General features: G+C 70.8%; 9 protein-coding genes and 3 pseudogenes. 5 read left to right on the top strand and 7 right to left on the bottom strand.

Annotated features, from left to right (window positions below; translation table 11 throughout):
* Positions 1–16: 16 nt before the first annotated feature.
* A pseudogene (locus ACQEVG_RS33945) lies at positions 17–205 on the bottom strand (hypothetical protein); the annotation flags it as partial.
* A gap of 1,047 nt (positions 206–1,252) precedes the next feature.
* Here ACQEVG_RS33945 and ACQEVG_RS33940 point away from each other — a divergent pair.
* Positions 1,253–1,900 carry a class F sortase gene (locus tag ACQEVG_RS33940; RefSeq protein ID WP_432991024.1) on the top strand — a complete coding sequence of 216 codons (648 nt, stop codon included), beginning with the start codon at positions 1,253–1,255 and terminating at the stop codon, positions 1,898–1,900.
* A gap of 73 nt (positions 1,901–1,973) precedes the next feature.
* Here ACQEVG_RS33940 and ACQEVG_RS33935 read toward each other — a convergent pair whose 3' ends face one another.
* The gene (locus ACQEVG_RS33935; protein WP_432991022.1) at positions 1,974–2,849 is read right to left on the bottom strand and encodes a polysaccharide deacetylase family protein; all 876 of its coding nucleotides are present in this window, start codon (positions 2,847–2,849) and stop codon (positions 1,974–1,976) included.
* A 102-nt stretch (positions 2,850–2,951) separates the two neighbouring features.
* A complete protein-coding gene (lysX, locus tag ACQEVG_RS33930) occupies positions 2,952–6,251 on the bottom strand; it encodes a bifunctional lysylphosphatidylglycerol synthetase/lysine--tRNA ligase LysX (protein WP_432991020.1) in 3,300 nt (1,099 codons plus the stop codon).
* Between the two features lie 61 nt (positions 6,252–6,312).
* Here lysX and ACQEVG_RS33925 point away from each other — a divergent pair, with 61 nt between their 5' ends.
* The 3 genes and pseudogenes from ACQEVG_RS33925 to ACQEVG_RS33915 form a co-directional block, all read left to right on the top strand.
* Entirely contained in the window at positions 6,313–6,774 is a 462-nt protein-coding gene (locus tag ACQEVG_RS33925) for a universal stress protein (protein WP_432991018.1), read from the top strand.
* A gap of 196 nt (positions 6,775–6,970) precedes the next feature.
* A complete protein-coding gene (locus tag ACQEVG_RS33920) occupies positions 6,971–7,525 on the top strand; it encodes a sigma-70 family RNA polymerase sigma factor (protein ID WP_432991016.1) in 555 nt (184 codons plus the stop codon).
* 249 nt (positions 7,526–7,774) lie between these two features.
* Positions 7,775–8,284 (top strand): annotated as a pseudogene (locus tag ACQEVG_RS33915) (sigma-70 family RNA polymerase sigma factor); the annotation flags it as partial.
* A 117-nt stretch (positions 8,285–8,401) separates the two neighbouring features.
* Here the strand turns inward: ACQEVG_RS33915 and ACQEVG_RS33910 are convergent.
* A pseudogene (locus tag ACQEVG_RS33910) lies at positions 8,402–8,554 on the bottom strand (hypothetical protein); the annotation flags it as partial.
* A gap of 236 nt (positions 8,555–8,790) precedes the next feature.
* Between ACQEVG_RS33910 and ACQEVG_RS33905 the strand changes: the two are divergent.
* Complete coding sequence (locus ACQEVG_RS33905; RefSeq protein ID WP_432991014.1) at positions 8,791–9,312, top strand: hypothetical protein; 522 nt, start codon at positions 8,791–8,793, stop codon at positions 9,310–9,312.
* Between the two features lie 19 nt (positions 9,313–9,331).
* Here the strand turns inward: ACQEVG_RS33905 and ACQEVG_RS33900 are convergent, their stop codons facing one another.
* The 3 genes from ACQEVG_RS33900 to ACQEVG_RS33890 form a co-directional block, all read right to left on the bottom strand.
* Positions 9,332–9,559, bottom strand: coding sequence for a sigma factor-like helix-turn-helix DNA-binding protein (locus ACQEVG_RS33900; RefSeq protein WP_432991012.1), 228 nt, complete (start codon positions 9,557–9,559; stop codon positions 9,332–9,334).
* Between the two features lie 96 nt (positions 9,560–9,655).
* Positions 9,656–10,876, bottom strand: coding sequence for a sensor histidine kinase (locus ACQEVG_RS33895; protein WP_432991010.1), 1,221 nt, complete (start codon positions 10,874–10,876; stop codon positions 9,656–9,658).
* Positions 10,873–12,606 carry a cation acetate symporter gene (locus tag ACQEVG_RS33890; protein WP_432991008.1) on the bottom strand — a complete coding sequence of 578 codons (1,734 nt, stop codon included), beginning with the start codon at positions 12,604–12,606 and terminating at the stop codon, positions 10,873–10,875. The genes ACQEVG_RS33895 and ACQEVG_RS33890 overlap by 4 nt, the downstream gene beginning before the upstream one ends.
* Positions 12,607–12,613: the final 7 nt, after the last annotated feature.

The following is a 12,613-nucleotide window of genomic DNA, read 5'->3' as shown; positions in this document are numbered from 1 at the left end:
CGGGAGGTTCGGCCGGTCAGGCCTTTCCGCCGACCGAACGGCGACGGCGTGCGACGAACAGCGTGCCGCCGACGGCCGCCGTGACGACCAGGCCCGCTCCGATCGCCATCTCGGTGGAGCTGGGACCCACCGAGCCGCCGAGGCCGCCGAGCGCGCCCCGGCCGGCGAGCACGGTGAACTGAGCCGTCGCCACCCGCTGGTTGTCGTTGCCCCGGCCGTCACCGCCCTGGTTGTTGTTCCCGCGGCCGTCACCGCCCTGGTTGTTGTTCCCGCGGCCGTCACCGCCCTGGTTGTTGTTCCCGCGGCCATCCCCACCCTGGTTGTTGTTCCCGCGGCCATCCCCACCCTGGTTGTTGTTCCCCCGACCGTCACCGCCCAGGTTGTTGTTCCCCCGACCGTCACCGCCCAGGTTGTTGTTCCCGCGGCCATCCCCACCCTGGTTGTTGTTCCCCTGGCCGTCGCCACCCTGGTTGTTGTTCCCCTGACCGTCACCGCCCAGGTTGTTGTTCTCCCGGCCGTCGCCACCCTCGTTGCTGTCCCCTCGACCGTCGCCCCCTTGGTTGTTGTCCACTCGGCCGTCGCCGGCCTGGCTGCCGTTCCCCCGGCCGTCGCCACCCTGGTTGCCGTTCTGGTTGTTGCTGCATCTGACCGCCAGGTTGTACCCACCCGGCGCGGCATCGTCGTGGATCCGCGCAATGGCGGTCGAGATGCCATTGCGGTTTCCGGAGAGATTGGTGGTGGGGAAGGCGTTGGACGAGACCGTGCCACCGCGGTTGCAGCCCCGGACGGTGATCGTCAAGGTGCTGCCCTGGTGAACGGAGCGCGGACTGACGGTGACGCTGGTCGGGCCGATGTCCTGACGGTCGCCGCCCGCGGCGGCCAGCGGGGCAGAGAGCCCGACGGCCGCGCAGGCGGCCGCGGCCGCTGCGAGAGCGCGTGAAGCACGCATCGTGGAACCTCCTGAGGAAGACGCCCCAAAGCGGCGCTCCGGGAGATTCGACGAGTACGTCTTCCATGACGAACCCTCACTGGCCCCAACATTCCGCGCATTTCGGCGCTGGTCCACCCCGGTGAGGCGACACGCCGGACGATCTGACGGAGCCGCAGGTCACAGACCGTCAGAAGTTTTATCCGCTGATTACTCGAATGGGGCAGCACCGCTCGCGCCTGCCACCCGTTCGCGCTTCTCTCCTCGCCGCGCCCGCGAAGCTCACTTAGCGTGCCAACAGGTGCCGGACGAACAGGGAGAATCATGGGCAAGTACTACAGCGGCTCGGAGTCGAGGAAACGCTCGCCCTGGGGCGTACTGGCCCTTGCCATGCTCAGCGGCATGGCGCTGATGCGCAACGGCGCCGATGTCACCCTGGGCCCGCCCCAGCCGGCCGCGGCCGCCGCAATGAGCCACGGTGAGACGTTCACTCCGCTCGTCCCCCCGCTGTCCCTGCCCTACGCTCCGGCCGAGCGCGTACGGATTCCCGCGATCAGAGTCGACGCCCCGATCATGAACGTCGGCCTGGACAACCAGGGCTGGATCGCGGCCCCGCCGCCCCAGGATCCCAATATCGCCGGCTGGTACCAGAACGGCATCGCCCCCGGCCAGCGCGGCACCGCGGTCCTCGTCGGCCATGTCGACAACCTGTCCGGTCCTGCCGTCTTTTACGGCCTCGGCTCCATCCAGAAGGGGGAGCACATCGAGGTGAGCCGCTTCGACGGCAAGACCGCCATCTTCGAGGTCTACGCCGTCGAGGTGTTCTCCAAGCAGGACTTCCCCGGCGCCCGTGTCTACGGCGACACCGGCTTCGCCGAACTGCGTGTGATCACCTGCGGCGGCGGCTACACGAAGTCGAACGGCTACTCGGGTAACGTCGTCGTCTTCGCCCGGATGGTCAAGGCCGGCTGATTCAGGGCCCGTTGAACGGCCGAAGAGCAGACGTCCCGAGCAGCGCCGCAGCCGCCCGCGGCCACCGCGCGGCTCATCTGCGCGGAACAGTGAAGCGATACCCGGCATCGAGCAGCTGAGGCAGATATCTGCGCAGCGCCGCGACGCTCTGCGAGCGGTCGCCGCCCGCGTCGTGCGAGAGGACGACGACACCGGGCGCCGCGCCCTCCATTACCCGGCCGACGATGGGCTCCACACCGGGCTCGGTCCAGTCGAGCGTGTCGAGGGTCCAGGCCAGCGGCTCCATGCCGAGCTCCGCACCGATCTCGAAGGAGTGCTTGTTCCACGCTCCGTACGGGGCCCGGTACCAGAGCGGCGGAGCGCCCAGCGTCCGCTCGATCACCTCGCTGGTACGGCCCAGCTCGTCGCGGATCCCGGACGGCGGGAGCTTGGTGACCAGTGGGTGCGACCACGAGTGGTTGCCGACCACATGCCCCTGGTCGGCCATCTGCCGGAGCAGATCGCGGTTGTCGGTGGCCATCTCGCCGCACACGAAGAAGATGGCGGGCACCTTGTACCGGCGCAGGGTGCTCAGGATGCCTGGCGTATAGCGGCGGTCGGGCCCGTCGTCGAAGGTGAGGACCATCGTGCGGCCGACCCCTGACAGACGGTCGAAGGGCCGCCTGCGCACCGGCGGCAGGGCTCTGCGGAATCGCTCCGGCGTGGCCGCCGTCATCGGCTGCAGCCTGTAGGCGGAGGCCTTGGCCGGAGGGCCGGCGGCGGCCCGGGGACCTCCGGCCGCGCCGGGGACGGCTCCCTCGCCGGGGGCAGCCCCGTCGCCGGGGACGGCCGCCCTGCCGGGGGTCGCTTCCCGGTCGTTGAAGAGCAGCCCCGCGGTGGCGGCTGCGCCGAGACAGGCGGCAATGCGGAGCACCGATCGGCGACCGGGTGACATCTGGTCCTTTTTCATGACTAACTGCTCGCACGGCCGTTGTCCCGGACACCACTTCAACACCGTTTTCGCACGCGAAAGTACCCGAAAGGAGCAGTGGAAGTGCGCAGGCGCGGGGCCTCAGGTACGGCGGACCAGCGGGAAGGGCAGTGTCTCTCGGATCGTGAGACCGGTGAGGAACATGACGAGCCGGTCGACCCCGATGCCGAGACCGCCGGTGGGGGGCATGGCGTACTCCAGCGCGTCGAGGAAGTCCTCGTCGAGCTCCATGGCCTCCGGGTCGCCGCCCGCGGCGAGCAGGGACTGGGCGGTGAGTCTGCGCCGCTGCTCCACCGGGTCGGTCAACTCCGAGTATGCGGTGCCCAGTTCGGTTCCGAAGGCGACCAGGTCCCAGCGCTCGGCGAGGCGCGGGTCGCGGCGGTGCTGGCGGGTGAGCGGGGAGACGTCGGTCGGGAAGTCCTGGTAGAAGGTGGGCATCTTGGTCCGCTCCTCGACCAGGCGCTCGTACATCTCCAGGACCACGTCACCACGGGTGTCGTCGGGGATGTGCGGAACACCTGCCCGGTCGCAGTGCCTGCGGAGGTCGGCCTCGTCGGTGTCGGCGTCGATCTCCTCGCCGAGTGCCTCCGAGATCGCTCCGTACACCGTCTTGACCGGCCACGGGCCGGAGATGTCGTGCTCGACGAGCCTGCCGTCCTGGCCTGCCTTGTGCGCGATCGGGGAACCGAAGGCCGCGGTGGCCGCGCCCTGGATCAGCTCACGGGTCAGATCGAGCATCACGTCGTAGTCGGCGAAGGCCTGATAGGCCTCCAGCATCGTGAACTCGGGGTTGTGCTTGTAGGAGACGCCCTCGTTGCGGAAGGTGCGGCCCATCTCGAAGACCCTCTCCATGCCTCCCACGCACAGCCGCTTCAGATACAGCTCGGGCGCAATACGCAGATAGAGATCGAGGTCGTAGGCGTTGATATGGGTCGTGAAGGGGCGGGCGTTGGCGCCGCCGTGGATCTGCTGCAGCATCGGCGTCTCGACCTCGAGATAGCCGCGCTCCAGCAGGCCCTGTCGCAGCGCCTGGACGGCGGTGGAGCGGTGGCGTACGACATCGCGGGCGCCGGGGCTCACCACCAGATCGAGATAGCGGCGGCGCACCCGGGCCTCGGGATCGGCGAGGCCGCGCCGTTTGTCGGGCAACGGGCGCAGACACTTGCCGGTCAGCTGCCACTCGGTGACGAAGACGGACAGTTCGCCCTTGTCGCTGGAGCCGATCTCGCCGGTGGCGGTGATGTGGTCGCCGAAGTCGAGGTCGCGGGTGAAGCTCTTCAGTACGTCCGGTCCGCAGTCGTCGCGGGTGAGGGCGAGCTGAAGGTCGCCGGACCAGTCGCGCAGCACGGCGAAGACGACGCCGCCGAGGTCTCGTACGACCATCACGCGACCCGCGACCGTGGCCTTCCGGCCGGTGCGGGTGCCGGGTGCGGGTGCCGGGTTCGCCGCTCGGATCTCGGCGAGCGCATGAGTGCGCAGGGTGATGCCCACGGGGTACGGGTCGATGCCCTCCGCGCGCAGGCGGTCCAGTTTGCGGTGGCGGATGCGCACCTGATCGGGCAGCCGCTGCTCGCCCGCCGCGGCGCCGGTGCCGGGACCGGCCAGGCCCAGTGCGTCGATGGCCGGCAGCCCTGCGGTGGTGACGGGGCTGGTGACGCCGTTCAGCCGCCCCCTGCCCCAGAGCTTGCGCAGGCTCGGCACGGAGACAAAGCCCTCGGCGATGCCGGATGCGAGTCCCACGCGGGCGAGGGAACCGGCGTCCCCGAAGCAGAGGAAGCGCGGATACCACTCGGGCTGGTACTTGACGTTGGACCGGTAGAGGGCCTCCAGCTGCCACCACTTGGAGAAGAAGAGCAGCAGCTTGCGCCACATCCGCAGCACGGGGCCGGCACCGATACGGGCGCCCTCCTCGAAGGCGGAGCGGAAGACGGCGAAGTTGAGGGAGATGCGCCGTACGCCGAGCCTGGGTGCGTGGGCACAGAGTTCGGCGACCATGAACTCCATGACGCCGTTGGGGGCGGTGCGGTCACGGCGCATCAGGTCGAGCGAGACGCCGTCCCTGCCCCACGGCACGAACGAGAGCAGGGCGACCAGATCGCCGTCCCCGTCGAAGGCCTCCACCAGCAGGCAGTCCCCGTCGGCGGGGTCGCCGAGGCGGTCGAGGGCCATCGAGAAGCCGCGTTCCGTCTCGGTGTCGCGCCAGGCGTCGGCCCTGTCGACGATGCGCCGCATCTCGTCGTCGGACAGTGCGGAGTGCCGACGGATCTGAACCGTGGCACCGGTCCGCTTGACCCGGTTCACGGCCTGGCGGGTGACCCGCATGTCGCGGCCGTCCAGGTCGAAGCGGCCCACCTGCAGGATCGCCTCGTCGCCGAGCTGGATCGCCCCGAGCCCGGAGCGCCCGAAGGCTCTGGCGCCGTCCTCGGACGCGCCCATGACCGCCGGGGCCCAGGCGTACCGCTTGGCGACGTCCAGCCACGCTCTGATGGCCGGGGTCCAGGCCGCCCGGTCACCCACCGGATCACCGCTGGCCAGAGCGACGCCGGCCTCGACCCGATAGGTGACGGCGGCCGTTCCGCTCGGTGAGAAGACGACGGCCTTGTCGCGGCGGGTGGCGAAGTAGCCGAGCGAATCCTGGGAGCCGTACGCACCGAGCAGGGCGCGGATGCGGGGCTCCTCGTCGCCGTGCAGGGCGGCTTCCATGCGCTGCGAGCGAAAGAGCGTGGCTGCCGCGCCGAGCAGGGCGATCGCGCCGAAGAGACCGAGGAGAAAGAAGAGGAAACGGGACGGGCGGCCGTCGAACTCGTCGCTGGAGATCAGTCCACCGAGCACCCGGTTGGCGGCCCACAGCAGACGCTGGTGCTGCGGCAGCCCGCCGGGGAACAGCTCGACGAGACCCCACCCGACCAGGATCCCGGCGGCGAGCCCGAGCACCAGGACAAGGAGCGCGCGGCGCAGCGCCCCGCGCCTGGTCCGGGCGTAGAACTCCCCGCGCGCCGCGACGAGCACCGCCGCCGCGGCCAGGCACAGCACCAGATTGGGGATCCAGCTCCAGTCGTGGTCGAAGACCAGTACCAGTACGTCCGTGAGCAGCAGCAGGGCCATATAGCTGATGACCAGCCACCACGCGGCCTTCTTGCGAGCGCCGATGGCCGCGGCGAGCAGCAGCAGGAAGACGGCGTAGGCGAGGTTCGCACTCACCGGAACGGTGACGCGGTCCAGGAAGTCAGCGACAGGCCGCAGCAGGGGCCGCAGGGGTGGGATGAGCGCGAGGATGATGCAGAACACGCCGAGCGCGGCGAAGAACATCGCGAAAGCGCCGGGCACCCTGCTCAGCAAGTGGCCACGGACGGGAGTGGGCTCCTCCACGGTGACACTCATGGTCTGCACTCTAGGGAGACCACCGGCGGGCCGCCTGTCGGGAGCGGATAGCCTCGACCGTGTGACAGAGCAGCGGCCCCAGCAGTTCGAACGCGGCACCGACGGCCCCAAAGTGATCCTTGTCGGCGTGGACGGTTCCGACTCCTCCCTGCGGGCGGCGGCGTACGCCAGTGGGCTGGCCCGTCGGCAGAACGCCCTGCTCGCCATCGTCTACGTCCAGCCGGTGATGCCGGCGGGCGCGGCCCTGGGTGTCCCGGTCGCGGACACGACCGGGGAGATCGCCGAGAGTCTGGTGGCCGAGATCCGCTCCGCCGCCGAACGGGTCAGGGGGATCTGGAACGTCCGCTGGGAGTTCCACACCTTCCGCGGCGATCCGTACGGCGGGCTGGTCAGCGCGGCCGACGAGCTGAAGGCGGACGCCGTGGTGGTCGGGGCTTCGGAGTCGGCGGGACACCGGATCATCGGTTCGGTGGCGGTCCGGCTGGTGAAGGCGGGGCGCTGGCCGGTGACGGTCGTTCCGTAGCGGCGCCGGCGGGGACCTGTCTTTCGGATCAGACCGGAGCCATCGCTTCCGGTCGCCTCCGGCTGCCCGTTCACCGCACCACTCGTCGCTCAGTGCGACCGCTCGCCGAAGACAGCGGTGCTCCGTCTGTCCCTTCGCGCCCGGATGCGTTCATATACGCCACGTGCAGTGACCTCAGCGCGAAAGGGTGTTGGCAATGGCGACCGCGACCGCTTCCGCCTCCACGACGACCGACGAGCGGGCCATGGCGGAGCTCCAGCGTGAACACGGCCCCGCTCTGCTCAGCTTTCTGCTCGGTCTGACGTACGGGGACCAGCAACGCGCCGAGGACCTGCTGCAGGAGACGCTCGTACGGGCATGGCAGCACCCCGAGGCCTTCGAGGGCCCCTACGAGTCGATGCGGCCGTGGCTCTTCACGGTCGGGCGGCGGCTCGCGATCGACGCACGCCGCTCGCGGCTGGCGCGCCCGACGGAGATCGGCGACGGGGTGCTGGCGACGACCCCGGACCCGGCGGACGTCACCGAGACGGCCGTCGCGGCGCTCGATGTGCGGGCCGCGGTCGAGTCGCTGAGCCCCGAGCACCGTGCGGTGCTGGTGCAGATCTACTTCCGCGGGCTGAGCGTGAACGAGGCGGCGGAGGCGCTCGGCATACCGGCAGGGACGGTCAAGTCGCGTTCGTACTACGCACTGCGTGCGCTCGCCCGCTGCCTGCCGGGTTACGCACGGCCCCGGGCATCGGCGACGGCCTGAGCCGTTCCGACCGCCGTCCCAGGGGCAGCGACAACGGCCCCGACCGTGCCCTGCCGCCGTCCCAGGGGCAGCAACGACCGCGCCCTGAACCTCGACCGCCGTCCGAACGCGCAGCGACGACCACCCTGAGTCGTGTCGGCCGCTGTCCGACGCGCATCGGCGACCACCCCGAACCATCCGGCCGTGGCCACAGTCCCCCGTACCGCTCGTCGCGTCCGTTCGACCGTTCGTCGCCGCCCTCGTCGTCCCATGCGGCCGCTCGGCGCCGAACAGCCCCGTATCCGCCAGCTGGCGGATAACTCCGCGGGCGTGCCCTGTACCGGCGAGCGCGCGCTCGCCGAGCTGCAGCGTGAGCACGGCAAAGCCCTGTTCCGCTTTCTCCTCGGACTCACCTACGGGGACCGCCAGCGGGCCGAGGATCTGGTGCAGGAGACCCTGGTGCGCGCGTGGCGACATCCCGAGGCGTTGGAGACCGACCATGACTCCATGCGCCCATGGCTGTTCACCGTGGGCCGCAGACTCGCGATCGACGCGCGCCGGGCCCGGCAGGCCCGCCCCACCGAGGTGGCCGCGGACAGCCTGGGCCACACCCCCCTCGCCGACGACCACTCCGAGACGTCCTCCACCGCGCTCGATGTGCGCCATGCCGTCAGGACGCTGAGCCGTGAGCACCGCGAGGTGCTGGTGCAGATCTACTTCCGGGGGCTGTCGGTGGCCGAGGCCTCCGAGGCGCTCGGTATCCCGCCGGGCACAGCCCGGCCCGTCCGCGCAGCCGGGGCCCCGGGGCCGCGCCGACACTGGCGTCGTCGGCCCACGTTCCGTCAGCAGCCGGCTTTTGCCGGCGCCCGGCTCGCCCTCGACCAGCGCCGAGCCGCCGCGCCCTGCCACTGCCGCGTCGAGCAGTCCACGCAGTGTGCCGACATGTTCTTCCCGACCGACCAGCACGGCGGCCACCACCCCGTCCCCGCCGACGCGCCACGGGGGCGGATTCCCTCTGCCCAGCCGTCGTGGACGCGCACCGTTCCGCATTATCGACGGGCCCCGGATCGCGCGTCCACAGGCGGCCTCGGGCGAGTCCCCCGCGCCCCGGATGTCCCTGCGGTGTCCTTGTCCCCCTCCGGCCACGGCCAAGGGGCGACAGTATGCGAAACCTCACGCTCAAGTTGAGTAAATACGAGCCGCGAGCCGTGTCTCTCGGTGGAGGCTCGTGCTCGAGTCGTCGTCCAAGTCGGCACACGAAGTCGTCCGGGAGGAAGGTGGGAAACGTGCAGCGCGAGAGTTCGAACGGCACCAGCGGTGGCAGGCTGGCAGTCCCCATGGCGTGGCTCTGCGCCGAGTACATCGCCGACGAGATGCTCCGCACGGGCGCTCTCGTGGAGCAGGGTTCGCTCGAGTACCGCGCCGGCCGGCAGACCCTGGCGCTCACCATCTATCTGTGCGACGGCGCGGACGAACTCGCGGGCATCCGCGCGGTCTCCCGGATCGACGAGTGGCTCTCCCTCACCTCCTACGGCCATCCCTGGCCGGAGTGGGCCGAGGAGCGGCTCGCCGCCCGGCGGGAGCGGGAGCGCGCTCTGGGCGAAGGGGCCGATCCCGACCTGGCCCTGGCGCTCGACGCGTGGAGATGGCTGCGGCAGACCGAACTGCTCGCCGCCGACCTCGGCGAGAGCGAGCCCTGGCATCCGGCGGGCCCGATGGATGTGCCCGTCGACGAGTGCGAGCAGATATGGACACCGGCCTGGCAGCTCGGTCTCCCGCTGAGCCATCTGGCCATCCACCTCTTCTGAAGGACGACCGCCGCAAACCCTAGGCCGCATCGAACTGTCTGGCCCCGCGGCTGAGCAACCGGACGGCGCGCGTCGCCCGGCGGTGCACCTCGGCCACCGGAATGCCGAGCGCGGCCGCCGCCTCGCCGGGGGTGCTGCGCAGAAGATGAAGCTGACGGACCACCGCGCGGTCGCCCGGATCGAGCGCGCCGAGCACACTGCGCAGATCGTCACGGTTGGCTGCCTCTGGCGGCTGCAGGGTGCTCATCTCTCGTACTCCCCGTCGAGGATGCGACCCTTGTTGGTGCGAATCGCCCACTGATACGAACTGGAGGGCGAGACGACTCAAAGGCCCCGAAAAATCTCAGTCCGCGGACCGGTGTCCGGCCGAGGAGTGCACACCCGACCGGTATTTGGGGATACGGATCGTGATCTTCATGCCGGCGCCGACGCCCGTCTCGATGACGAGCCCGTGATCGTCCCCGTACACCTGGCGCAGCCGCTCGTCGACATTGGACAGACCGATGCCCGCGGAACCGGTGCGCTCCCCCGCGAGGATCCCCCGCAGCACGGCCGGGTCCATGCCCACACCGTCGTCCTCGATGGTGACCATCGCCTCGGCCCCGGCGTCCTGCGCCGCGATAGTGACGCGGCACTCGTTCCTGGAGTCCTCAAGACCGTGTTTGACGGCGTTCTCGACGAGCGGCTGCAGACAAAGGAAGGGCAGCGTCACCGGCAGCACCTCCGGAGCGACCTGCAAGGTCACCTTCAGCCGATCACCGAAGCGGGCCCCGGCGAGTGCCAGGTACTGCTCGATGGAGCGCAGTTCGTCGGCGAGGTTGGTGAAGTCGCCGTGCCTGCGGAAGGAGTAGCGGGTGAAGTCGGCGAATTCCAGCAGCAGTTCGCGGGCCCGCTCGGGATCGGTACGGACGAAGGACGCGATCGCGGCGAGCGAGTTGAAGATGAAGTGCGGCGATATCTGGGCGCGCAGGGCACGGATCTCCGCCTCGATCAGCCGGGTGCGGGAGCGGTCGAGCTCGGCCAGTTCCAGCTGTACGGAGACCCAGCGGGCCACCTCGGTCGCGGCGCGCACCAGGACGGCCGACTCGCGCGAGCCGTAGGCGACGAGCGCGCCGAGCACCCCCTCCTCGCCGGTGAGCGGGGCGATCACGGCCCAGCGCAGCGGGCACTCCAGGTCCTCGCACCCGGTGTGCAGGCTCTTGCTGCGTCCGGAGTCCAGCACGTCGGCGACGCGCACCATCACACGCTGCTCGTGGTGGTCGGCGCCGCGCCCGTCCCAGGCGAGCACCGACTCGCGGTCGGTGAGGCAGAGCGCCTCGGTGCCGAGCAGGGAGCGCAGCCGCCGGGCGGCCTTGCGCGCGGTGTCCTCGGTGAGGCCGGCTCGCAGCGGGGGCGCGGCGAGGGATGCGGTGTGCAGGGTGTGGAAGGTGGCCCGTTCGACGGGGGTGCCCAGGTCGAGGTCGCCGCCGGCTCCGCGCCGCGCCGTCAGCCTGCCGAGCGCGATACCGGCCGCGAGCAAGAGGGCCCCGGCCGCGGCCAGTGCCGCCATTCCCGTCCCGGTCATCGTTCCGCTCCTTCGGGCTGGGGCCGGCCGGCGAGTTCTTCCGGCAGATGCAGTCGCGCGAGGATCGCGGCGGCGCCGGCGGGTATGTGGCGCGGGGTGGCCAGCGAGACCAGCACCATGGTCAGAAAGCCGAGGGGCACCGACCATACGGCGGGCCAGGCCATCAGTGTGTGCACCCAGCCCTGGGGCGGAAGCCCCGCACGGGTGGCCATCACGGCGGTGAGGGCTGCCCCGCCGCCGATGACGAGCCCTGCAGCGGCGCCGGGCGGGGTGAGCCGTCGCCACCAGATGCCGAGCACGAGCAGCGGGCAGAACGAGGACGCCGAGACGGCGAACGCCAGCCCCACCGCGTCGGCGACCGGCACGTTGGTGGCCACGACGCTCAGGGCGAGCGGCACCGCCATGGCGAGGAGGGTCGCGAGGCGGAAGTACCGTACGCCGCGCGAGGGCAGCACATCCTGGGTGATGACGCCGGCGACGGACATGGTCAGTCCGGACGCGGTGGACAGGAACGCGGCGAAGGCGCCGCCCGCCAGCAGCGCCCCGAGCAGATCCCCCGCTATTCCGCCGACGATCCGCTCGGGCAGCACCAGCACGGCCGCATCCGCGGCGCCGGTGAGGGAGAGTTCGGGTGCGTAGATCCGCCCGAGCGCGCCATAGACGGGCGGCAGCAGATAGAAGGTGCCGATCAGGCCCAGGACGACGAGGGTGGTGCGCCGGGCGGCACGCCCGTTGGGGCTGGTGTAGAAGCGGACGGCGACATGCGGAAGCCCCATCGTGCCGAGGAAGGTGGCGAGGATCAGTCCGTACGTCGCATACAGGTGGTAGCCGTCCCGGCCGCCGGACAGCGGCTGGGACCAACTGGCCGGATCGGCCTCCGACGAGGCCCGCTCGGGCACCTGGGCACCCGGCGGCAGGCCGAGGGTCGTGTCCGACCCGATGCGATGGGTGCCCTTGTCGAGGGTGGTTGTGCGGTTCTCGTACGCGGTGTGGTCGATGTCGCCGGTGACGGTCAGCGTCAGCGGCTCGTCGAGGTCGACCCGGACGGTGTCGCTGATGCGTACGACGGTGTGTTCACGCAGCACGGTCGGCGCGTCGAAGCGGGCGCGGGGCGTGCCGTCGCCGACCCAGGCCGCGACGAGGAAGAGCGCGGGCACCAGCAGCGCGGTGAGCTTGAGCCAGTACTGGAAGGCCTGCACAAAGGTGATGCTCCGCATCCCGCCCGCCGCGACGGCCCCCGTGACGACAAAGGCCACGACGAGGCCGCCCACCCAGTCGGGCGCGCCGGTGAGGATCTCCAGGGTCAGGCCCGCGCCCTGCAGTTGCGGCAGCAGATAGAGCCAGCCGATACCGACGACGAAGAGGCTGGCGAGCCTGCGCACGGCGGCGGACTCCAGCCGGGCCTCGGCGAAGTCGGACAGGGTGTACGCCCCCGAGCGGCGCAGCGGAGCGGCGACGAGCACCAGCAGAACCAGATAGCCGGCCGTGTAGCCGACCGGGTACCAGAGCATGTCCGGGCCCTGGAGCAGCACCAGGCCGGCTATGCCGAGGAAGGAGGCGGCGGAGAGGTACTCGCCGCTGATGGCGGCGGCGTTGAGGCCGGGCTTGACGGTGCGCGATGCGACGTAGAAGTCGGAGGTGGTGCGGGATATGCGCAGGCCGAGGGCGCCGATGAGCACGGTGGCGAGCACCACGACGGTGACGGCGGTCACCGCGTAGGTCTGGTTCACTGGGCCT

The organism is Streptomyces sp. CA-135486, from assembly GCF_050936555.1.
In the GTDB taxonomy this organism is placed as follows: Bacteria; Actinomycetota; Actinomycetes; order Streptomycetales; family Streptomycetaceae; genus Streptomyces.
Note: the sequence above shows the minus strand (reverse complement) of the source record. Positions and strands in the feature narration are given on the sequence as shown.